This is a genomic window from Sphingobium sp. FG58 (genome assembly GCF_057809055.1).
This window is the reverse complement of the sequence record NZ_JBMDJF010000010.1, coordinates 1-22379: the sequence shown is the minus strand read 5'-3', so window position 1 is coordinate 22379 and position 22379 is coordinate 1. Positions and strand designations below refer to the sequence as shown.

Annotated in this window: 22 protein-coding genes and 1 tRNA gene; 13 read left to right on the top strand and 10 right to left on the bottom strand. The window is 65.0% G+C overall.

Annotated elements, in window-relative coordinates; genetic code table 11:
* Positions 1–117 precede the first annotated feature (117 nt).
* The 7 genes from ACODR8_RS13330 to ccmC form a co-directional block, all read right to left on the bottom strand.
* A complete protein-coding gene (locus ACODR8_RS13330; protein WP_489007697.1) occupies positions 118–759 on the bottom strand; it encodes a tetratricopeptide repeat protein in 642 nt (213 codons plus the stop codon).
* Positions 756–1166 (bottom strand): cytochrome c-type biogenesis protein, encoded by a 411-nt coding sequence (locus ACODR8_RS13325; RefSeq protein WP_489007696.1) that lies wholly within the window; start codon positions 1164–1166, stop codon positions 756–758. The genes ACODR8_RS13330 and ACODR8_RS13325 overlap by 4 nt, the downstream gene beginning before the upstream one ends.
* Positions 1163–1690: a redoxin family protein gene (locus ACODR8_RS13320; protein ID WP_489007695.1), complete on the bottom strand. Its 528-nt coding sequence runs from the start codon at positions 1688–1690 to the stop codon at positions 1163–1165. Before ACODR8_RS13320 ends, ACODR8_RS13325 begins: the two co-directional genes overlap by 4 nt.
* The gene (locus ACODR8_RS13315; protein WP_489007694.1) at positions 1687–3612 is read right to left on the bottom strand and encodes a heme lyase CcmF/NrfE family subunit; all 1926 of its coding nucleotides are present in this window, start codon (positions 3610–3612) and stop codon (positions 1687–1689) included. The genes ACODR8_RS13320 and ACODR8_RS13315 overlap by 4 nt, the downstream gene beginning before the upstream one ends.
* A 136-nt stretch (positions 3613–3748) precedes the next feature.
* Positions 3749–4195 (bottom strand): cytochrome c maturation protein CcmE, encoded by a 447-nt coding sequence (gene ccmE / locus ACODR8_RS13310; protein ID WP_489007693.1) that lies wholly within the window; start codon positions 4193–4195, stop codon positions 3749–3751.
* The gene (locus ACODR8_RS13305; RefSeq protein WP_489007692.1) at positions 4192–4323 is read right to left on the bottom strand and encodes a hypothetical protein; all 132 of its coding nucleotides are present in this window, start codon (positions 4321–4323) and stop codon (positions 4192–4194) included. Before ACODR8_RS13305 ends, ccmE begins: the two co-directional genes overlap by 4 nt.
* Positions 4324–4327: 4 nt before the next feature.
* Positions 4328–5056: a heme ABC transporter permease CcmC gene (gene ccmC, locus ACODR8_RS13300; protein ID WP_489007691.1), complete on the bottom strand. Its 729-nt coding sequence runs from the start codon at positions 5054–5056 to the stop codon at positions 4328–4330.
* Between the two features lie 233 nt (positions 5057–5289).
* Between ccmC and chrA the strand changes: the two genes are divergently transcribed.
* The 3 genes from chrA (at position 5290) to ACODR8_RS13285 (ending at position 9007) form a co-directional block, all read left to right on the top strand.
* Positions 5290–6486, top strand: coding sequence for a chromate efflux transporter (gene chrA, locus ACODR8_RS13295; protein WP_489007690.1), 1197 nt, complete (start codon positions 5290–5292; stop codon positions 6484–6486).
* A gap of 147 nt (positions 6487–6633) precedes the next feature.
* Positions 6634–8112, top strand: coding sequence for an amidophosphoribosyltransferase (purF, locus tag ACODR8_RS13290; RefSeq protein WP_489007689.1), 1479 nt, complete (start codon positions 6634–6636; stop codon positions 8110–8112).
* A 178-nt stretch (positions 8113–8290) separates the two neighbouring features.
* A complete protein-coding gene (locus tag ACODR8_RS13285) occupies positions 8291–9007 on the top strand; it encodes an SDR family NAD(P)-dependent oxidoreductase (RefSeq protein WP_489007688.1) in 717 nt (238 codons plus the stop codon).
* An 87-nt stretch (positions 9008–9094) separates the two neighbouring features.
* Here the strand turns inward: ACODR8_RS13285 and ACODR8_RS13280 are convergent, their stop codons facing one another.
* Both ACODR8_RS13280 and ACODR8_RS13275 read right to left on the bottom strand, forming a co-directional pair.
* On the bottom strand, positions 9095–10360 hold the full coding sequence (locus ACODR8_RS13280) for a class I SAM-dependent methyltransferase (RefSeq protein WP_489007687.1): 1266 nt from the start codon (positions 10358–10360) through the stop codon (positions 9095–9097).
* A 36-nt stretch (positions 10361–10396) separates the two neighbouring features.
* On the bottom strand, positions 10397–11773 hold the full coding sequence (locus ACODR8_RS13275; RefSeq protein ID WP_489007686.1) for a cryptochrome/photolyase family protein: 1377 nt from the start codon (positions 11771–11773) through the stop codon (positions 10397–10399).
* 217 nt (positions 11774–11990) lie between these two features.
* Between ACODR8_RS13275 and ACODR8_RS13270 the strand changes: the two genes are divergently transcribed.
* From ACODR8_RS13270 to ACODR8_RS13225, 10 genes are all read left to right on the top strand, one after another.
* Positions 11991–12476 carry an RNA pyrophosphohydrolase gene (locus ACODR8_RS13270; RefSeq protein WP_489007685.1) on the top strand — a complete coding sequence of 162 codons (486 nt, stop codon included), beginning with the start codon at positions 11991–11993 and terminating at the stop codon, positions 12474–12476.
* 55 nt (positions 12477–12531) lie between these two features.
* Positions 12532–13431: a DUF481 domain-containing protein gene (locus ACODR8_RS13265; RefSeq protein WP_489007684.1), complete on the top strand. Its 900-nt coding sequence runs from the start codon at positions 12532–12534 to the stop codon at positions 13429–13431.
* Positions 13432–13527: 96 nt separating this feature from the next.
* Positions 13528–14754, top strand: a complete 1227-nt coding sequence (locus tag ACODR8_RS13260; RefSeq protein WP_489007683.1) for a hydrolase — start codon at positions 13528–13530, stop codon at positions 14752–14754.
* Entirely contained in the window at positions 14751–15770 is a 1020-nt protein-coding gene (locus tag ACODR8_RS13255) for an arginine N-succinyltransferase (RefSeq protein WP_489007682.1), read from the top strand. The genes ACODR8_RS13260 and ACODR8_RS13255 overlap by 4 nt, the downstream gene beginning before the upstream one ends.
* Positions 15767–17026, top strand: a complete 1260-nt coding sequence (locus ACODR8_RS13250) for an N-succinylarginine dihydrolase (RefSeq protein WP_489007681.1) — start codon at positions 15767–15769, stop codon at positions 17024–17026. The genes ACODR8_RS13255 and ACODR8_RS13250 overlap by 4 nt, the downstream gene beginning before the upstream one ends.
* A gap of 30 nt (positions 17027–17056) precedes the next feature.
* On the top strand, positions 17057–17278 hold the full coding sequence (locus ACODR8_RS13245) for a hypothetical protein (protein WP_489007680.1): 222 nt from the start codon (positions 17057–17059) through the stop codon (positions 17276–17278).
* Between the two features lie 284 nt (positions 17279–17562).
* Positions 17563–18462, top strand: coding sequence for a PAS domain-containing protein (locus ACODR8_RS13240; protein WP_489007679.1), 900 nt, complete (start codon positions 17563–17565; stop codon positions 18460–18462).
* Between the two features lie 167 nt (positions 18463–18629).
* Positions 18630–19067 (top strand): TadE/TadG family type IV pilus assembly protein, encoded by a 438-nt coding sequence (locus ACODR8_RS13235; protein WP_489007678.1) that lies wholly within the window; start codon positions 18630–18632, stop codon positions 19065–19067.
* Positions 19064–20680: a pilus assembly protein TadG-related protein gene (locus ACODR8_RS13230; protein WP_489007677.1), complete on the top strand. Its 1617-nt coding sequence runs from the start codon at positions 19064–19066 to the stop codon at positions 20678–20680. The genes ACODR8_RS13235 and ACODR8_RS13230 overlap by 4 nt, the downstream gene beginning before the upstream one ends.
* Before the next feature lie 41 nt (positions 20681–20721).
* Positions 20722–22173, top strand: coding sequence for a cobyric acid synthase (locus tag ACODR8_RS13225; RefSeq protein WP_489007676.1), 1452 nt, complete (start codon positions 20722–20724; stop codon positions 22171–22173).
* A 10-nt stretch (positions 22174–22183) separates the two neighbouring features.
* On the opposite strand, the gene ACODR8_RS13220 is transcribed toward ACODR8_RS13225, so the two are convergent.
* Positions 22184–22260, bottom strand: a tRNA-Arg gene (locus ACODR8_RS13220).
* Positions 22261–22379: the final 119 nt, after the last annotated feature.

Below are 22379 nucleotides of genomic sequence, written 5' to 3'. Positions count from 1 at the left end.
AATTATCATGCTCTGTTCGACACCCGTTCAAGGGCGATCACGGAACATCCCGCCACCCCGCAAACCGCCGCGCCCTATCACGGCTCCCAGAACCGCGCAATGCGGCCTGAAGGCCGGTCATGGACTGACGGGACCATTCCCGGCCAGCAGCGAATCGATACGCGCGATATTGGCTTCCAGTTCCGTCCTGATCGCACTGCCCGGCGGCGTAGCGGCGGCAAGTGGCGCCCAAAGGTCACGCGCGGCCTGCAACTGGCCATTGCGGGCAAGGGCAAGGCCGTAAAAATAGCGTGGCGCGGGTCCATCGGGATCGAGGGTGAGTGCGCGGCGATAGGCAAAGTCCGCTCCTGGCGACACCACGCCATCGGCATGGGAGACCAGAGCATTGCCAAGGCCCAGCCAGAGATTGGCGTCGTTGGGCGTCTGACGCAGGCCCGCCAGCAGGATATTGGCCGACTCCTTGGTCTTGCCCTGCCGCCCCAGGCCATCGGACATGACCAGCCATTGCCCGGCGGGACCATAGCGTTCGGCAAGGCCGCGCCGTTGTGCGGCCAGATTCTCGTCGAACGGCTCGTTCACCTGTTTGACGGCACGCGGCGCGCCAGCCAGCCCCGGATTGCCCTGCCAGGCATAGCCCGCCAGACCGAGCAGCAGCGCCGCGGCGCTGATTTCGCGCGCCGATCGGGGGATGCGGCCGATGAGCAGCATGGCGAGGAAGGCCAGGGCAGCCAGGCCAAAGGCAAGGAACCAGCCGGTCATGATGATCGCGCCTTTCGCTTGATTCGGCCACGCAGGAGCAGGACGCCCAGCCCCAGCAGCACGAGCGGCGCGGCCCAGAGCGGCCAGAGGATCGGCGCGGCGGTGGGTTCGTAGCTGACCCAGTCGCCATAGCGCGCGATCAGCCAGGCGCGGATCGCTTCTGGCTGTTCGCCCGCCATGATCCGTTCGCGGATTTGCGAGCGCATGTCGCCAGCCATGCTGGCGTTACTGTCGGCGATCGACTGGCTCTGGCAGGTGAGGCAGCGGATGGTTTCCATCAGTGCCTTGGCCTTGCGCTCCATTGCCGGGTCGGCGAGCTGCTGGTCGGCATAGGGCGCGGGCGGGAGCGCGGTCTGGGCGGCCAGCGGAGTCGCGATTAACGCGAAGAGGAGAAGGATCAGCTTCATTGTGCGGCCCTCAGCCGGTCGAGGATCATCGGCACATCATCGGCGCGGATTTCGCCGATATGCTGATAGGCGATGCGGCCTTTGCCATCGATGACGAAGGTTTCCGGGACGCCCGAAGAGCCGAGCGCGATCTGCACTTCGCTGCGGGCGTCGAGGCCGATGCGGACATAGGGGTTGCCGTTGCGTTTCAGGAAGGCATCGACATCGGGCCGGGCATCGCGGATGGCGATGGCGTCGATCTGGACACCGGCGGCCTTGAGCGCATCGAGCTGGGGCGCTTCGGCGGCGCAGGGGACACACCAACTGGCGAAAATGTTGAGCAGGCGTGGCTGGCCAGTGGCGAGTTGCGCGCTGGCGAGCGACGGGCGGTCGCTGGCGGCGGCGGGCAGCTTGAAGGCCGGGAGCGGCTGGCCGACGAGGCGCGAGTGGATGATGCGGTCGTCAGGCTGGAACAGGCCGCTGGCGAACAGGGCGATGAAGCCCAGGAACAGGGCAAGCGGGAGCCAGATGAGCAACTTCCTCATGCCGCTGCCCTCGCCCGCCATTTCATCAGCCAGCCCCTCCGTTCGCGGCCGAGCAGCGCCAGCGCGCCGCCCAGCGCGATCATGATGCCGCCGAGCCAGATGAGGGTGACAAAGGGCTTCCACCAGATGCGCAGCTGCCAGCGGCCACCCTCTACCTCTTCGCCCAGCACGACGTAAAGCTGGCCGTCCCAGCGGGTGAGCAACGCGGCTTCGCTGGTCGAGGTGGGGGGCGAGGCGAAGAAACGGGACTGGGGATGGATGGTGACGGGCGCGCCGTTGCGGCGGGCTTCCATGTCGGCCTGCAGCGCGGTCCAGTTGTCGCCCGCGAGTGGCTGGATCTGGAGGAAGCGGAGCTGCCAGCCTGCGGTCTCGATCGTGTCGCCGGGACGGGCGGCGACCAGTTTTTCGACGGTGAAGGCGGAGTCGCTGGCCATGCCCCCTAAGCTGACGGCGCAGCCCAGATGGGCGATGACCATGCCATAGGTAAAGAGCGGGGTGCGGCGCAGGTTGCGCTTCCACAGGGGCGCGAGGCTGGCCACGGCGACCGATCCGGCGATGACGAGGCCCAGGAATGGGAGGATGCCGATGCGGCCCCAGGCCAAAGCCGACACTAAGCTGGACAATAGTAAAGCGATTCCAAACGGGATCAGCAAACGTTTGCCGACGACCCGCGCCTGATCGCGTCGCCAGCGCACCAGCGGGCCTGCGGCCATGGCGATCATCAGTGCCAGCGCGATCGGCCCGGCGATGCGATCGAAATAGGGCGCACCGACCGAAACTTTGTGACCGAAGGCTTCGGTCATCAGCGGATAGAGGGTGCCGATCAGGACAAGGCCCAATATTACGGTCAGCAAGAGATTGTTGATGACCAGCATGGTTTCGCGGCTGACCAGTTCGAACGGCGCGCCTTCGCGGACCGCGCCGATGCGCCAGCCGAACAGGGCAAGCGCGCCGCCGATATAGAGGGCCAGCAGGCCCAGGATGAAGCTGCCGCGCGTCGGGTCCACCGCAAAGGCGTGGACGCTGGTCAGGATGCCGGAGCGGACGAGGAAGGTGCCGACCATCGACATGGAGAAGGCGACCACGGCCAGCATCACCGTCCAGGCGCGCAGGGCATCGCGAGTGGCCAGCACGGTGACGCTGTGGAGCAAGGCGGTTGCCGCCAGCCAGGGCATGAGCGAAGCGTTTTCGACCGGATCCCAGAACCACCAGCCGCCCCAGCCCAGCTCATAATAAGCCCAGTAGCTGCCTGCCGTGATGCCCAGCGTCAGCAATACCCAGGCGCCCAGCACCCATGGCCGCATCGCACGGGCAAAGGATGCGTCGACCTGCCGCGTCAGCAGCGCGCCGATGGCGAAGGAGAAGGCGACGGATAAGCCGACATAGCCCAGATAGAGGGTGGGCGGATGGAAGGCGAGGCCTGGGTCTTGCAGCAGGGGATTAAGCCCCTGCCCATCCGCTGGTGCGGGGTCGATGCGGGCGAAGGGGTTGGAGGAGAAGAGCAGGAAGGCATAGAAGCCCAGGCTGATCGCGGCTTGCCCGCCCAAAGTCGCCATATGCGTGTCGCGGCGCAGCGCGCGCTCGAACAGGGCAACCGCAGCCCCGGCGACGCCCATGACCGTGACCCACAGCAGCATCGATCCTTCATGATTGCCCCAAGTCCCGGCGAATTTGTAGAGCCAGGGCTTGGCCGAATGGCTGTTGGTCGCGACCAGCAGCACCGACATGTCCGAGCGCATGAAGAGGGTGATGAGCAGGGCAAAGGCGATCGCGGTAAGGACGCCCTGCGCCACGGCGGCGGGACGGACGGCGGCGAGCAGGTCGGGCTTGTTGCCCTTGAGCCCCACGAAGGCCAGGACAAGTTGGAGCAGCGCGAGGGACGCGGCGAGCCAGAGCGCGGCGAGGCCGGTTTCAGCGATCATGAAAAGGATGCCACGATGAAAATTCCGTTCGGGCTGAGCGAAGTCGAAGCCTTACACTGAGCGTAGCGAAGTGACCTCCCTGCGGTCGGTCGAACCCTTCGACTTCGCTCAGGGCGAACGGAGGTTTGAGAATGGTTCACTTATCCACCTGCAATTCGCGGGTGGTTTCGTTGTAGCTCATGCCTTCCAGTTCGCGGGGCATGTAGCGTTCGTCATGCTTGGCGAGCAGGTTGGTGGCGATGAAGGTGCCTTTGGCGTCGAACGATCCTTCGGCGACGACGCCGCTGCCCTCCTTGAACAGGTCGGGCGCGATGCCGCTGAAGGTGGCGGGGACGGTGGCTTTGCCGTCGGTGACGTCGAAGGACATGGTGACGCCGTCGGCCGCGCGTTTCAGGCTGCCCTTGACCACCATGCCGCCGAGGCGGATCGCCTTGCCGGGCTCGACGCCCTTGGCCTTGACGTCGCCAGGCGCGAAGAAATAGGCGGCTTCGTCCTTGAGCGCGGAGGCGGCGAGCAGGCCTGCGCCGATCAGCGCAGCCAGCGCGACGAGCGCGAGGATCAGCCTTTGATGCTTGGCTTTCATGGCCGCCCCGTCAGCGTTTCGGCCTGAGCCTCAGCGCGGTGCATGGCGCGCCAGCTGATCAGGCTGACCGCCGCTGTCCCCAGCAAGGTCACCGCATAGGCGGCGATGACGAAGGTCCATTGGTGCATGGGGCTATCCTCTTGCAAGGCGCTGCATCCGCGCCTCCATTTTGTTCTGTGCCAATATCGCCCGCATCCGCATCAGCACGATCGCGCCGAACCAGAGAGAAAAGCCCAGCAGCGTGAGGCCCAGCGGCCAGAGCAAGGCCATGTCGATGCTGGAGCCGCGCAGGGTGATCGATGGTCCCTGATGCAGGCTGTTCCACCAGACGACCGAGCGGTTGATGATCGGGATGTTGATCGCGCCGACCAGGCCGAAAATGGCGGTGACATTGCTGACCCCGCCCTGCCCTGCCCCCTGACGCGCGCTGGCGTTGGCCAGGGCGATATAGCCCAAATAGAGGAATAGCAGCACGAGCATGGAGGTCATGCGCCCGTCCCATTCCCACCATGTTCCCCAGGTCGGACGGCCCCAGATCGATCCGGTAGCAAGGCAGATGGCCGTAAACAGCGCACCGGGCGCGGCGATGGCGCGGCCTGCGACGGCGGCGAGCGGGTGCCGCCAGACAAGCTGCATCAACGCCGAGACAGCGATACCGGTCCAGCCTGCCATCCCCAGCCAGGCGGCGGGGACATGGATATAGAGGATTCGCACCGTCTGCCCCTGAAGATAGTCGGCGGGCGTCAGTAAAAGGCCGCAGGCGCAGCCCGCCAGCAGCAGGACGAGACCGGACCAGAACAGCCAGCCGGTGAGCGGCCGGGCTATCTTGAGGAAGCGGGCGGGATTGGCGAAACGATGCATCAGGGCTGCGTCTTTAGCCGCGCGGGCGCAGCATGGCCAGTAGGGCTTTTTGCCGATGGACGGGCCGATGGAAGGAGAGGTGAGATTGGATGTGGCCGGTGCCGGGACGATATTGACATCGCTTGCTGCCTTCGCCGATAGCTTGGCGCATCGGGCCAACACGGACGCCCGGTCAGACGGGGTCCGTCCAAGTCCGTTCCCTTCGCCGTGCCTGCGGCGTCAGGAGCGTTTTCATGACCGACCCGATGGACACCACCCGACCGCCGCCGATCAGCCTGATCGCCTTATTCCTGAAATTCCTGCGTTTCGGTGCGCTCGCTTTTGGCGGGCCGGTGGCGCAGATCGCCATGGTGCGCCAGGCGCTGGTCGAGGAGGAACGCTGGATCGCGCCCGCGCGCTTCAACCGGTTGCTGGCGGTTTTGCAGGTGTTGCCTGGACCCGAAGCGCATGAACTGTGCGTCCATTTGGGGATGATGGCGCGCGGACGCATCGGCGGATTGCTGGCAGGGCTCGGATTCATGCTGCCGGGGCTGGCGCTGATGATGATTGCGGGCTGGCTATATGTCGGCTGGATCGCGGGGCATGTCGGGCTGACCGGTGTGCTGCTGGGCGTGCAGATCGTCGTGCTGGCGGTGATTGCGCGCGCGGTGGTGCGGATCGGCCAGCATATTATCGAGGATCGTTTGCTGGCCGGCATAGCCGTGGTGGCGCTGATCGCGACACTGATGGCGGTGCCATTCTGGATCATCCTGCTGGCCGGCGGACTGGCCTATGCGGCGGCGGAGCGGCCCTTCGTCGCGATTCTGCTGCTGCTGGCGCCGATATTGGGCGCGATGATCGTGCAGTATTTCGTCGGGGCGACAAGCGCGGCGGGGCCTGTCGTCGCCCACGCGCCCGCGACGCTGGCGATGCTGTTCATTGCCGGGCTAAAGGGCGGACTGCTGACCTTTGGCGGCGCTTATACGGCGATCCCCTATGTGCGTGCCGATACGGTCGGGCGCGGGTGGATCAGCGATTCGGCGTTTCTGGACGGAATAGCACTGGCAGGAGTGCTGCCTGCGCCGCTGGTGATCTTCGCGACCTTTGTGGGCTATGTCGCGGGCGGGCCGCTGGGCGCGCTGGCTGTAACGGCGGGCATGTTCCTGCCGGCTTTTGCCTTTTCGATGCTGTTCTATGAGCGGCTGGAGGCGGTGGTCGCCAATCCGACATTGCATCGGCTGCTGACCGGCGTGGCGGCGGCGGTGGTGGGAATCATCGCGGCGACCTTCGCCCAGCTGGCGCTGGCGACGGCTGCGCGCGTGGACAATATGCTGATCGCGGCGGCGTTGTTCGCCCTTGCCCTTGTCGTCGCCTGGCGGGTCAAGGGCGCGTGGGTCACGCCCGCCATATTGGCTGGCGGGGCGGCGGCTGGCTGGCTGATTTCGCTCTGACGGTAAGGCCCTTCGGGCCGTTTCGCCCCACCGGGATCGGTAAAGGAACGGCCTGGCACGCTTTTTTGTTACAGGAGGGCGACAAACGGGACGAGAGTGACTATATGCGCGCCAAAGCCCGGCCCCTGCGGTCGGACAGGATCGGCTATGGACCCGCTCACACCCATGATCACGACCAACCCTTTCGACGACGACAAGTTGCGCGAAGAATGCGGCATTTTTGGCGTTTCCGGCGCTGACACAGCCTCTGCCATCGTTGCGCTAGGCCTTCATGCGCTCCAGCATCGTGGGCAGGAAGCCGCCGGCATCACCAGCTGGGACGGGCATGATTTCCATACTCACCGGGCGATGGGCCATGTCGCGGGCAATTTCGACCGGGACGAGGTGATTCGCGGCCTGCCGGGCGGTTCCGCCTGCGGCCATGTGCGCTATTCGACCACGGGCGAGACTTCGCTGCGCAACGTCCAGCCGCTTTACGCGGAACTGAACTCCGGCGGATTCGCCGTTGCCCATAATGGCAATATCTCCAACGCGATGAAGGTGCGGCGGGAGCTGATTCGGCGCGGGTCGATCTTCCAGTCGACGTCCGACACCGAAGTCATCATCCATCTGGTCGCAACGTCCAGCTATCGCACCCTGCTCGACAAGTTCATCGATGCGTTGAAGCAGGTCGAGGGTGCCTATTCGCTGATCGTCATGACGCCCGAAGGCATGATCGCCTGCCGCGATCCGCTGGGCATCCGGCCACTGGTCATGGGGAAGCTGGGCGATACCATCATGTTCGCGTCGGAAACCGTCGCGTTCGACGTGGTAGGCGCGGACTATATCCGCTCGATCGATCCGGGCGAACTGGTGATCGTGACCAATGCGGGCGAAATCCGGTCGCATCGCCCCTTTGGCGACGTGCATCCGCGCCCCTGCATTTTCGAGCATGTCTATTTCAGCCGTCCCGATTCGATCGTCGATGGCTCCAGCGTCTATTCGGTCCGCAAGGCGATCGGCGCGCAGCTGGCGATCGAAAATCCGGTCGAGGCGGATTATGTCATTCCGGTGCCTGACAGCGGCGTCCCGGCCGCGATCGGCTATGCACAGCAATCGGGCATACCGTTCGAGCTGGGCATCATCCGGTCCCACTATATCGGCCGCACCTTCATCCAGCCGGGCGACAAGGTCCGCCATCTGGGCGTGAAGCTGAAGCATAATGCCAATCGCGCGCTGATCCAGGGCAAGAAGATCGTGCTGATCGACGATTCGATCGTGCGCGGGACGACGAGCCTGAAGATCGTGCAGATGATGCGGGAGGCCGGTGCCGCCGAAGTGCATATGCGGATCGCATCGCCGCCGACCAAGCATAGCTGCTTCTATGGCGTCGACACGCCGGAACGCACCAAATTGCTGGCGCACAAGCTGGACGTGGGCGGAATGCAGGATTTCATCCATGCCGACAGCCTGTCCTTCATCTCGATCGATGGCCTGTACAAGGCGCTGGGCGAAGCCAGGCGCGAAGGTGGGCGGCCGCAATATTGCGATGCCTGCTTTACCGGCGACTATCCCACCACGCTGACCGACCAGGATGATGTGGTGGTCACCGACCAGCTGGAATTGCTGGCGGAACGGGTCGCCTGAACCCTTCATTCCTGCCTCACCGTTCGTCCTGAGTAGCCACTGAGCCCTTCGACTGCCTGCTTGCAGCAGGCGCTCTGGGTAAACTTCACCTTCGGTGAAGTCGAAGTGGCGTATCGAAGGATGCTTCGATACGGGGCTTCGGCAGGCTCAGCCCCTACTCAGCACGAACGGATATATAATGGCCTCTTCTCCCCTTCCTCTTTCCGGTAAACTCGCGCTCGTGACCGGGGCCAGCCGTGGCATTGGCGCGGCGACGGCGCAGGCGCTGGCGGCGGCGGGCGCGCATGTCGTGCTGACCGGGCGGACGACGGGCGGGCTGGAAGAGGTGGAGGACGCGATCCACAAGGCTGGCGGTCATGCGACGATCGCGCCGCTGGACCTGATCGACGGGGAAAGCATCGGGCGGCTGGCGCAGGCGATTGCCGGGCGCTGGGACGCGCTGGACATATTGGTGCTGAACGCGGCGACGCTGGGCGCGCTGGCGGCGGTGCCCGCGATCGACGCCAAGGAATTTGCGCGGTTGCTGACGCTCAATATCGCCGCACCGCAAGCTTTGATCGCGGCGTTCGACCGGATGCTGCGGGCGAGCAAGGATGCGCGGGTGGTGGCGGTGACGTCATCGGTCGTGACCCCCCGTGCCTATTGGGGTGCCTATGGCGCGTCCAAGGCGGCACTGGAGACGCTGGTCGGAGCCTATGGCGAGGAGATGAAGAATATCTCCGCCATCCGCACCCATATCGTCGATCCCGGCGCGACCCGCACGGCGATGCGCGCGCGCGCCTTTCCGGGTGAAGATCCCGCGACGCTCAAGGGACCGGAAGTGGTTGCTGACGCGATCGTCGAGCTGGTCGTGGCGGATACGCCGACCGGGCACCGGATGCGGGTCGAGGGCTGAGGGATAGCGACTATGTGTTCCCGCGCAGGCGGGAAGCCAGTTCAACGGCGGGACTGGGTTCCCGCCTGCACGGGAACACATAACGGTCTAACTTGGCTTGACCAGCGTAACCTGCGCCACGTCAATCCCGCCTCCGCGAAAGCCACCTTCGCAATACATCAGATAGAAGCGCCATAAGGCCACGAAATGCTGGTCGAAACTGGCGGGCAACCGGCCTTCGTCGATGGCGCGATCGAAACGTTCGCGCCAGCGGCGCAGCGTTTCGGCATAGTCGATACCGAAGCGGTGGACGTCCTGCCAGATCAGTCCCTGCTGCTCCGCCAATGCGCGGAATCGGCTTTCGGACAGCAGCATACCGCCGGGGAATATATAGGTCTGGATGAAGTCTGCGCCGCGCGCATAGCCCTGGAAAATCGCGTCATCGATCAGGATATACTGGATCGCGGCGCGGCCGCCGGGTTTGAGCAGGCGGTGGATGGCGGCAAGATAGTCGGGCCAGTAGCGCTGGCCGACCGCTTCGACCATTTCGACGCTGGCGATGGCGTCATATTGCCCCTGCGCATCGCGATAGTCGGTCAGGAAAATGTCGGCCCCTGATCCCAGCCGGTCGTGGGCATAATCGGCCTGTTCGATGGACAAAGTGAGGCCGGTATAGCTGATCGCGTGGCGTTCCATCGCCTGTTCGGCAAGGCCACCCCAGCCACAGCCGATTTCGAGCAGGGATGCGCCATCGGTCAGGTCCAGCCGGTCGAGAATCGCATCGACCTTGCGCCTCTGCGCCTGCTCCAGGCTTTCGATCCGGCTGTCAGGGTCCAGAAACAAGGCACTGGAATAATGCATATTCTGGTCGAGCCAGAGTCGATAGAAATCATTGCCCAGATCATAATGGAAGGCGATATTGTGGCGCGATCCGCGGCGGCTGTTGCGGCGCGCCCAGTGGGTCAGGCGTCCAGCCCAGCGGGCCGGGCCGCGCGGGCGAGCGGCTTTGCCCAGCGCGACGGCGTTCTTCATGAACAGCGCGAAGAGCGGCACCGGATCGGGGCTGGTCCATTCGCCCGCCGCCCAGGCGCGATACCAGCCGGATGAGCCGCCGGTCGCCAGCCGCAGCAGCGCGCGCCAGTGGAGCAGATGCACCTCACATTCCGGCCCCGGCGCACGGCCGCCCAGCAGCCTGCGAGTGCCGTCCGGCAGGGTCGCGTCGATCGCGCCATGATGCAGTCCACTGTCGATCCGATCGAGCAGGCGGTGGAATTGCGGGCCGATCATGCGCGCGAACGCGCTGACGGCCCCCGATCGCGGCGGACGCCGCACGGACAGGGGGCGCTTGCCGCGCCGGGGATCGACTGCATTCATGACGTCAATCTTGCATCAAGCTGCGCCGCGCTGCAATCACCCCTTGGCGTGGCGATAGGCGGCCAGCGCGCGCTCCCGGCCTTCGCGATGGCCGATGATCTTTGCCGGATAGGCGCGCGGGCGGACGCCATAGGCGTCAGGATCATGGATATGGGCGTCGGACAGGTCGGCGAGTTCCGGCACCCATTCGCGAATATAGGCGGCGGCGTCGAATTTTTCCGACTGGACCAGCGGGGCCATGATTCGGACGAACATGTTGGCGTCCACCCCGCTGCCCGCGACCCATTGCCAGTTGACGCTGTTATTGGCGTAGCTGGCATCGACCAGCGTGTCCCAGAACCAGCGCGCGCCATGACGCCAGTCGATCAGCAGATGTTTGATCAGGAAGCTGGCGGCGATCATGCGGACGCGGTTGTGCATCCAGCCTGTGGTCCAGAGCTGGCGCATTCCCGCGTCAACGATGGGGTAGCCGGTGCGCCCCTGTTGCCAGGCGGTGAAGTCAGCCTTGGCCTCCCGCAGGTCGCGCCATGGCAGCGCATCAAATTCACCGCGGGCGTTGGCGGAGCCGTAGGTCGGAAATTCGACGATCTGGTTGTGGGCATAATCGCGCCAGATCAGCTCTTTAAGGAAGGTTGTCGTGCCTTCGTCCGAACCCATGACCTGATGCCAGACGGTCGCGGGGGAGATTTCGCCGAAATGGAGGTGGGGCGAGAGGCGCGAAGTTCCCTCGAGCGAGGGCAGATTGCGGGCGGTGGCATAGTCGCGCGATTCGTCCCGGAAGTCGGCAAGATTGGCCTGCGCCCCCGCCTCCCCCGGTGTCCAGTCCTGCCCAAAGCCGGTCGCCCAGTCGGGGCTGGTCGGCAGTAGTCCCCAATCGTCCAGCGAATCGCTGTCGGGCCATGACGCTGGTGCGGGAATATGGTCGGGCGCAGGGCGCGGCGCAGGCGGCGGCATGTGGGTCATCACCGCGCGGGAAAAGGGCGTGTAGATGCGATACATGCCCCCTCCCCCGGTCCGCACCGCGCCCGGCGGCAGCAGCAGGCCGCCGTCATGGAGGTGCAGGTCGAGCGTCTTGGCCACCGCCCTTTCCGCGTTGCGCCACCAGGGTTCATAATGATGGAGGGCATGGACGCTGCCGGCACCGACCTGGGCCGCGATCTGCGGCAATATCTCCGCCGACTTGCCGCGCCGTAGAATGAGCCGCGATCCCTTCGCACGGAGGCTTTCGTCCAGTCGCGACAGGCTATGGTGCAGCCACCAGCGTGACGCCCCGCCCATCGCCCATTGGCGCGGCGTGTCATCGTCCAGGATATAGATGGGGATCACTGGCCCTGCTTCGATGGCCGCCAGCAGGGCAGCCTGATCGGTCAGGCGAAGATCCTGGCGGAGCCAGAGCAGGACGGGTGTGGTCATTGTGCTGCAATGCCGCCAGACGGGACCGGTTCCAAGCGACCGATAAAGCATCTTGCCAAGGCAGGTGGCCATATTTGTGGCGGTCAAATCCGTCCAAAGGTGATTCGATCAATGGACGGATGCTGCCACCCACCCTATCCTTGGCGCGATAAACAGGAACGATGTCGGCGGCTCCGGGGGGTATGTCGCTGTCTGGATAGCGTGATCAGGGGACAAAATGGCTTCGACGCCCGAAGAACAGGAACGCGGATACCGGCCTTGCGTCGGCATCATGCTGGTCAATATGGATGGCAAGGTTTTCGTCGGCCAGCGGCTGGATAATGTCGTGGAGGCCTGGCAAATGCCGCAGGGCGGGATCGACGAAGGCGAAGAGGCGAAGGATGCCGCGCTGCGCGAATTGCACGAGGAAACCGGCATCGTCAGCGATCATGTGAAGATCATCGCGACCGCCAGGGACGAGCATTTCTACGACCTGCCGCCCGAACTGGTCGGCAAGCTGTGGGGCGGCAAATATCGCGGCCAGCGCCAGTTCTGGTTCCTCGCCCGCTTTCTGGGGCAGGATGAGCATATCGACATCCAGACCAAGCATCCCGAATTTCGCGAATGGCGCTGGACCGACCCGGAAACGCTGCCGGAGCTGATCGTGCCGTTCAAGCGCAAGCTGTATCGTGACATTTTGCAGGAGTTCAGGGCGCTTATCTGAGCGATCCGTCGCTTAGGGGCTTAACCTTCGCTGTCTTGCGGCTATGACACTGATCATGCGCGCTTGTTTGATCCCCTTCGCCCTGCTGTTTTCTGTTCCGGCCTATGCCGCCGATCCGGCGTTGCTGCCGCCTTCGGTGCGGGAGATGCTGGAGGCGGCGATCGCCAATGGCAATGAGACGGATATCGCGACCGTGGCGAAGATAGCCCGCCAGACCAATCCGGGGTCGGCGGACGAGATACAGCGGCTGGTCAATAGCTGGAAAGAGCGGACCAAGGCCACCCATGACACGGTGATTCGCGAGGCGCGCTTTACCGAATTATGGACCGGGCGGGTCGAGGCAGGCGGGTTTCGATCGACGGGGTCCACCAGCGAAATCGGCATCAGCGCGTCGGCCACCGCCACCCGCAACGGCATCCAATGGTCGCACAAGCTGAGCGCCGCTGCCGATTATCGCCGGGCCAATGGCGTGACGTCGCGCGAACGCTATTTTGCGGGCTATGAGCCGAAGTTCCAGTTCGACCCGCGCGGCTTTGCCTATGGGCTGGCGCAGTTCGAGCGGGATACGTCGATCGGCTATGATGAGCGCTACACCGCATCGGTCGGGGTGGGTTACAAGCTGATCGTGAGCAAGCCGGTGGACCTGCTGGTCGATATCGGCCCATCGGTGCGGCACGCCAAATATCTGATCGGGGTGCGGGAAACCAAGCTGGGCGCGCGTGGGTCGATGGCGCTGGCCTGGCGCGCCAGTCCGACTTTGACCTTCAAACAGACCGCGGCGGGCTATGCCGAAAGCGACGTTTATTCGCTTAATGCACTGACGTCGATGGAGACGAAGGTAGCGACGCGCTGGTCGGCGGCGCTGTCTTACAACGTTCAGTATGAGTCGGAAACGTTGCTGTCGTCGCGCAATTTCAACACGCTCAGCCGGGTGACGTTGAGTTATGATTTTTAGCGGCCAATAGAGTTGGAATGACGCCTACCTCCGTGGAGAATGACTACGCTGTCACAGGGGTGGAGGCGCGGCGCGGGGTCTGATAGACCCGGCGGGATGACGCTTTTATCATCGCTCGATCAATCAGTGCTGGACCATGCAGCGGATGCGCCGATGCTGGCGCAGGTACAGGCCTGGGCCGCGGTGAACAGCGGATCGCGCAATCTGGACGGGCTGGGCGTGATGGCCGGGTTGCTGGCGGATGCTTTTGCCGTGCTGCCGGGCGAATTGCGGCTGGTGGAGGCCGCGCCGGTCGAGACGGTCGCGGCCGATGGGCGGATCAACAGCATTGAGTCCGGTCGGCACCTGCATCTGTCGGTTAGGCCGGATGCCCCGGTGCGGCTGCTGCTGACCGGGCATATGGATACAGTGTTCGGGATCGATCATCCGTTCCAGACGCTGCGCTGGCTAGAGCCGGGGGTGCTGAACGGGCCGGGGGTGGCCGACATGAAGGGCGGGCTGGCGGTGATGCTGGCGGCGCTTTGCGCGTTCGAGACGTCAGGCGAAGCGGCAAGGCTGGGCTATGATGTCGTCATCAACAGCGACGAGGAAGTGGGCAGCCCCTCGTCTGCCGCACTGCTGCGGCAGGCGGCGGCGGGCAAGCTGGCCGCCTTCACCTATGAACCCGCGTTGCCGGACGGCACGCTGGCAGGTGCGCGGGCGGGGAGCGGCAATTTTTCCATCACCGTCACCGGGCGCAGCGCCCATGCCGGACGGAACCCGGATGATGGGCGCAATGCGCTGTTGGCAGCGGCGGATCTGGCGCTGCGGCTGAAGGCGGCGAGCGGTAAGGGCTTTTCCTGCAATCCGGCGAAGATTGACGGCGGCGGGCCGAATAATGTCGTGCCCGATCATGCGGTGTTGCGGGTGAATTTCCGGCCGACGACGCCAGCCGACGAGGTCGCTGCGCGGGCGCTGCTGGACCGGACGATAGCGGATGTGGCGCGCGACCATGATGTCAGCCTGCATTGCCATGGTGGCTTTGGCCGTCGGCCCAAGCCCATGGATGCCAAGGCGCTGGCGCTGTTCGATCTGGTACGGCGATGCGGCGCGGAACTGGGGCTGCCGATCGGCTGGCGCGATACAGGCGGGGTGTGCGACGGCAATAATATCGCGGCGTGCGGCGTGCCGGTGGTCGATACGATGGGCGCGCGCGGCGGGAGCATCCATAGCGACGCGGAATTTCTGCTGACCGACAGCCTGGCTGAACGGGCGCAGCTGTCCGCGCTGGCGCTGCTGCGGATCGCGCAGGGACAATATAAAAGAGAGGGGATGATAGCTTGAGCTTCATCATGCGCACCGCGCGCGCGGACGATTTGCAGACATTGTACGAGATGGCCAAGCTGACCGGTGGCGGCTTCACCAACCTGCCGCCCGATCGCAAGGCGCTGTCAGCCAAGCTGGAGCGGACGCAGGCGGCGCTGACCCGCACGGGCGAGGGCATCAAGGACGAGCTGATCGTGCTGGTGCTGGAGAATACCGAGACGGGCCAGGTGCGCGGCACCTGCCAGATTTTCTCGACCGTGGGGCAGAGCTGGCCCTTTTATTCCTATCGGCTGGGGGTGTTGACCCAGCATAGCCGGGAACTGGCGCGGACGTTCCGGGCGCAGATGCTGTCGCTGACCACCGATCTGGAAGGATCGACCGAGGTGGGCGGGCTGTTTCTGCATCCGCGCGAGCGGGCCGAGGGGCTGGGGCTGTTGCTGGCGCGCAGCCGCTACCTTTATATTCGTGGGCATCGGGCGCGTTTTGGCGACCGGATCATTGCGGAATTGCGGGGCGTGATCGACGAGGCGGGTGGATCGCCCTTCTGGGACGGGCTGGCCGGGCGTTTCTTTGGGATGAATTTTCAGGAGGCGGACGAGTTCAATGCGGTGAACGGCAACCAGTTCATCGCCGACCTGATGCCCAAGACGCCTATCTATACCGCGATGCTGACCGACAGCGCCCGCGCCGTCATCGGCCTGCCCCACCCCAATGGCCGCGCCGCTATGCGGATGCTGGAGACGGAGGGGTTCATCAATGCGGGCTACGTCGATATTTTCGACGGCGGGCCGACGATGGTGGGGCAGATCGACCAGCTCAAAACGATCGCGGCGGCGCGTGACGTCACTTTGTCATCCTGCCATGAAAAGGGCGGCGTCAAGATGCTGGTGTCGACCGGCACGCTGGCCGACTATCGTTGCACCTATGGCTTTGTGGTCGAGGATGAGGATGGCGCGGTGTCGCTGGACGCGGCGAGCGCGGCACGGCTGCATCTGGAACCGGGGCAGAGCTTCACCATGGCGGGACGGGCATGAGCGTTACCGAGATCAACTTCGACGGCCTGATCGGGCCGAGCCATAATTATGCAGGGCTGAGTTTGGGCAATCTTGCCTCGTCACGCAATGCGGGGGCGGTTGCCTATCCGCGTGCGGCGGCGTTGCAGGGTATCGAGAAGATGCGCGGCAATATCCGGCTGGGGCTGGCCCAGGGGCTGTTCCTGCCGCAATGGCGGCCCGACGGGACGTGGCTGGCGCAGTTGGGAACGGATATTGGCGCTGCCGAGCCGCATATCCGGGCGGCGGCGATGTCGGCGTCCTCCATGTGGGCGGCCAATGCGGCGACGGTATCGCCCGCCAGTGATACGGCGGACGGGCGTACCCATCTGACCGTCGCGAACCTCGTCACCATGCCGCATCGCAGCCATGAATGGCCGCAGACGCTGGCGCAGTTGCGGGTCGCCTTTTCCGATCCGCGCGCCTTTGCGGTCCATGCGCCGGTGCCTGCGCCCTTTGGCGACGAGGGCGCGGCCAATCATATGCGGCTGTGCGACCATCATGGCGCGGCGGGGGTGGAGATATTCGTCTATGGCCGGTCGGGTGGCCCCTTCCCCGCGCGCCAACATCTTGAGGCAAGCAAGGCGGTGGCGCGGCTGCATGGGCTGGACCCGGCGCGCACCTTGTTTGTCGAACAGTCCGTAGAGGCGATTGCGGCGGGGGCGTTTCACAATGACGTCGTGGCGGTCGCCAATGAGCGGGTGCTGTTCGCGCATGAACTGGCCTTTGCCGACAAGGCAGGCTTTTATGCCGATCTGCGTGCGGCGATGCCGGGGGTCGAGATTGTCGAGGTGCCAGCCAGCGCCGTCAGCCTGGCCGATGCGATCAAATCCTATCTGTTCAATGCGCAACTGGTGACGCTGCCCGATGGCGGCATGGCGCTGATCCTGCCCACCGAGGCGCAGGAGACCCCGGCTGTGTGGCAATGGCTGGAGCAGATGGTGGCGGGCAACGGGCCGATCCGGCGACTGGTGCCAGTAGATGTGCGCCAGTCCATGGCCAATGGTGGCGGCCCCGCCTGCCTGCGATTGCGGGTCGTGGCCGACCCGGCGACGATCGACCCGCGCTTCCTGATGGATGAGGGCAAGCTGGACGCGATCGCGCGGATCGTCACTGACTATTGGCCCGAACAGATCGCGCCCGACGACCTGTCCGACACCCGGCTGATCGCGCGGATCGAACAATCATGGTTAACCCTTGTTGACCATTTGCAGCTTTCAGGCGATCTAATCCCATAGCGGCGGGCCGCAACGCCAAGTGGGATCATAATGGAACGCATCAAACGCCTTTTCACCATAAAGACCAAGTTTGAGGCGTTCCTGATCATCTACGCGCTCGCTCTGGGCGCGGCGGAGCGCGGCCTCGTCTATATGCAGCAATATCCCGGCTTTGGCGGGCAGTTGCTGGCGCTGGCCTGCACCGGCGCGGTGTTCATGGCGGGAGGCAAGATGCTCGACGCGCTGGACTATCAGCGCGCCTACGGCAGCTAGGCCCAATCGACATTCAGCCCTGACGGCCTGCAAATGGCGGTTTCCCGCGCTTCCGGTGCTCACCTACTTTTAGTAGGCTGCGTTGAAACGAGGCGCGTGACTCGTTTCAAGGGTCACGGAAAACCACCATTTTACCTGCGGTGGCCTGCGGCTCGGCTCGTCATCATCTGAATGTCGATCGGCCCTAAATCGCGCTTCCCTCCGAAACGGAGTGGTCTGTCGATTCACCTTTTGATCCGGCACTGTATCCTGGCTTCCTCACAGGAAGAGGGAGCCATGGAGCCATGCTGGATGACCGTCGCGGGCAAAGCGTTGCCGCCGCTGAACTGGTACGCAATTTCGCGCATTGGCGGGAGGTCGGCGCGCGGGAACCGGTGATGATCACCCATCATGGTCGCGAGACGCATATCTTCATGGGGGTGGAGAGTTTCCGCAGTCTGGGTGTGAGCGATGGTCCCGCGCCAGCGCCGGACCGGATGCGCGACCTGGCCAACCATATCCATCAGGGGCTGATCCTGTGCCGCAGCGACCTGAGCATCGATTATGTCAACGGCGTAGCGCTGGCGATGACCAAAAGGTGGGACCGGCATCTGGAAGGGCGGTTGCTATGGGAGGCGCTGCCGGAATTTGCCGGTGCGCTGACAGAAGCGCATATCCGCCACAGCCTGGCGTCGGGTGAAGCCAGCGCGGCGGACATCCCCTCCCCCTTTCGCAGCGACAACTGGCTGCATTTCGAAACATTCCCGTTCGGCGACGGCATCGCCCTGCTGCTGCGCGACATTACTGCGGACATGCGCCGTCACCGGCTGGCCGACGTCAAGTCCGCGATCCTGAAAGCCATGAGCGTGCATGGCGGGGTGGGCTATGTGCGGGTATCGACTCGCGGGTTCATCGAGATTGCCGACGAGACATTCTGCACGATGATCGGCCTGCCCGAAGAGAGGCTGTCGAGTGTGTGCCTGCCCGACGTCGTGGAAGTATCGGCGCGGCCGCATTTTCGCGAGCAATTGGAGCGGGTGCTGCGCGGAGAAGGCGACCGGCGGGTGGCGACGCGGCTGCTGACCAATGGTGGGGCAGTGATGCCGGTCGAGGCGGCGATCGCGCAACTCCATGGCACCTACGGGACTGAGGGCGCGGTGATCGTGATGACGGGCCAGCGTGTGGCGGCGATACAGGGCGCGTAAGCCGCGGTCGGTGCGGCTTTTACGCAAATTCATGGTCCGATTCGGAGAGAGTGGATCAGGATCGATTGATGCGGCGGATCGGCGGGGCGGAGATATGCGCGAATTGCGTACTATCCGCCGCAGGCCGATCAAACCGGCTGTTGAGCGTGCGACGCTATGTTGTCCTTATGCGCCAAAGCCCCTCCCCCCGGTTCCGGCCGATCGCCTCCCTGCTCCGTCATGACGGGGGCAGTACCCTGGTTGAGGCGGCCTTTGCCCTGCCGCTGCTGATCAGCCTGCTGTTTGGCATATTAATCTATGGCAGCTGGTTCATGACCGCCCACAGCCTGCAACAGGCGGCCAATGATGCAGCGCGGGCGGCAGTGGCGGGCCTGGACGCAACCGAACGACGCGCCCTGGTAGACCAGAGCATTGCCGCCAGCCGCGCCGCCTTCCCCGCACCAGCCGCGCAGACGATCAGCATCGGCACGGAAGAGAGCGGCGGCTATTATCGGGTAACGCTGAGCTATAATCTTAGCAACGCGCCGATCTTTGCGGCCACCCCTATTCCCCTTGCCGCCACGACGCTCCAGCGCAGCGCCGTTATACGGATCGCGGTGCCGTGACCGAGCGCGGCGTGATGCGCGATGCGCGCGGCGGCATCAGCCTGATCCTGGCGGGATCGCTGTTCATGCTGGCCGGCGCGGCGACGGTCGCGGTCGATCTGGGGTCGGTCTATCTGGCCAAGCGGCAATTGCAGGGCATTGCCGATGCGGCGGCGCTGGCGGCTGTCGGTGGCGGGCGCAGCGCAGCGGAACAGCTGGTGGGGCAAAGCGGGGTCGGCGGTGTCGCACTGGTCGGCTTGGAGGGCGGCAGCTACCGGGCCGATAGCGCTGTGCCGGTGGCCGATCGCTTCGTTGCAGGCGAAGGCGGGGCGATGCGGGTCGAACTGGAACGGCGCACACCACTCTTCTTTGGCCGGCTGCTGGTCGGGCGCGATGGCATCGACCTGCGCGCGCGGGCGATTGCGGCGCGCCAGGATGCGGCCGCTTTCTCGCTCGGCACCGGGCTTGCCGCGGTCAGTGGCGGGCTGCCCAATATGCTGCTGTCGAGCCTGGCCGGGACGCAGCTCAACCTGTCGGTGATGGACAGCCAGGGGCTGGCGAGCCTGAACCTGGACCTGTTGGGCGTCGCCGACGCACTGCGGGTGCGGACGGGGCGAGATGGCGAGGCTTATGGCGCGCTGTTCGACAGCGAAATCCCGCTGTCCGATGTGATCGGCGCGATGGCCGACAGCGCAGGCGGCAATCAGAGCGCGGCGGTGCTGTTGGCCATTGCGGGACAGGTCGCGGGTCGATCGGTGCGGTTGAGTGATATCATCGATCTTGGCCCGATGCGGGGCGCGGCCAGCGCAACCGGGCAACCCAATGTGTTGCTGGACGCCTTTTCGATGCTGCGCATGATCCTGAGCCCGCCGTCGGGGACATCGGTGCCGATGGATTTGCACTTGACCGTGCCGGGTCTGACATCCACGCGCCTCAAGCTCATAATGGGCGAGGGACAGGCGCGCTCCCCCCTGCTGAGCGTGACAGCGGACAAGTCGGTCGTGCTGCGCACGGCGCAGACCCGCCTCTATCTGGAAAGCAATGTGGCGACGGCGCTGTCGGGTATCGCGTCGGTGCGTATCCCGCTTTACGTCGAACTGGCAGCAGCAGAGGCGCGGCTGTCGGCCATCGACTGTACGGCAGGATCGGCGGGTCGCGGCGTGACGCTGGCAGTGACGCCGTCGATCGGCACAGCGGCGCTGGCGGATGTCGATGTGCAGGCGCTGACCAATTTCAACGCTCCAGCCAATCCGCGCCCGGCTGTGCTGGCGCAAGTGCTAGGCACGAAAGTAACGGGCTATGCGAATGTTGCGCTGGGGGGTGTGCAGCCGCAGAACGTACATTTTTCGCCCACGGAGATCAGCGCGCAGACAGCCAAGCGGGTCAGCACCAACGACCTGACGCAGGGACTGGCCGCGAGCCTTGCCAGCCGGACGCAGGTGCAGGTGTCCGTGCTGGGCATCAATCTAAGCCTCAGCCCGCTGGTGCCTGCCATCGGCACGCTGCTGGCGACGACCGCACCCTTGCTGGATGGGATATTGGCGAGCGTGACGGCGACGCTGGGGGTGCAACTGGGCTATGCCGATGTGCGGGTGCATCAGATGCGATGCGGGATGGCGGCGATCGTCGCCTGACGGCTTGCGCTGACGGCACAGTGCCGTCAGGAGCGGGAGCCATGGGCGCTATCATGCTACAGGGAACCGGATCGGACGTGGGCAAATCGGTGCTGGTCGCCGGACTGTGCCGGGCGCTGGTGCGGCGGGGATATAGGGTGCGGCCATTCAAGCCGCAGAATATGTCGAATAACGCAGCGGTGACGAGCGACGGCGGGGAGATTGGCCGGGCGCAGGCATTGCAGGCGATTGCGTGCGGCGTGCCGCTGCATACGGACATGAACCCGGTGCTGTTGAAGCCGCAGGCGGACCGGACGTCGCAGCTGATCGTCCATGGTCAGGTGCGCGGAACGCTGGGGTCGGGCAATTTCCGTAGCGCGCGCGGGCAATTGCTGGGCGCGGTTTTAGAAAGCTATGGGCGGCTCAAGGCGCAGTGCGATATTGTGGTGGTCGAGGGGGCGGGATCGCCCGCCGAGATCAACCTACGCGCGGGGGACATCGCCAATATGGGCTTTGCGCGGGCGGCGAATGTGCCGGTCGTGCTGGTTGGCGACATCGACCGGGGCGGCGTGATCGCGGCGGTGGTCGGCACGCGCACGGTGATCGACCCGGAGGACGCGGCGATGATCAAGGGCTTCCTGATCAACAAGTTTCGCGGCGATCCGGCCCTGTTCGAGGATGGCTATGCGCAGATTGCCGCGCTGTCGGGCTGGCGTGGCATGGGGGTGGTGCCCTGGCTGGATGCGGTCGCGCGACTGCCGAGCGAGGACGCCGTCGTGCTGGAGCGGCGCGCGCCGTCCGCCGATGCGCCGCTGGTCATCGCCTGCCCGGTGCTGCCGCGCATCTCCAACTTCGATGATCTCGATCCGCTGAAGCTGGAGCCGTCGGTCGAGTTGCGGATGATCGGGCCGGGTCAGGTGATCCCGGCCGATGCGGCGCTGGTGATCCTGCCGGGGTCGAAGGCGACGATTGCGGACATGCGCGCGATGGTGGCGCAAGGGTGGGACATCGACATTCGCGCGCATCACCGGCGCGGCGGCGCGGTGCTGGGAATTTGCGGCGGATATCAGATGTTGGGGCGGACGATCAGCGATCCCGAAGGGCTGGAGGGAGCGCCGGGCGGGGTAGCGGGTCTTGGGCTGCTGGAGGTGGACACGCTGTTGTCGGCGGGCAAGGCGCTGGATCTGGTGCAGGGGCATGGCCTGGGCGCGGACTTCAGCGGTTATGAGATGCATATGGGCGCGACCAGCGGGGGGGACTGCGTGCGGCCCTTTGCGGTGCTGGACGGCAACCGGGCCGATGGGGCGATCAGCCGCGACGGGCTGGTGCTGGGGAGTTATGTCCATGGGTTGCTGGCCAGCGCACCGCTGCGCGATGCATTGTTGCGGCGGCTGGGCGGGCAGTCGGCACTGGCCGATTATGGACAGACGGTGGAGGATGCGCTGGATGAGGTTGCGGCGCTCCTGGAGCAACATGCCGATATCGACGCGATGGTCGCGATGGCGCTGTCTTAGATTCAGGGAGTGGTGCACCCGGAGCGATTCGAACGCCCGACCCTCAGATTCGTAGTCTGATGCTCTATCCAGCTGAGCTACGGGTGCGCTGGAAGGATACAAGCCTGGCGTAAAGCCGGACTGGACGTCCTTCAAAATGTTGGTGCACCCAGAGCGATTCGAACGCCCGACCCTCAGATTCGTAGTCTGATGCTCTATCCAGCTGA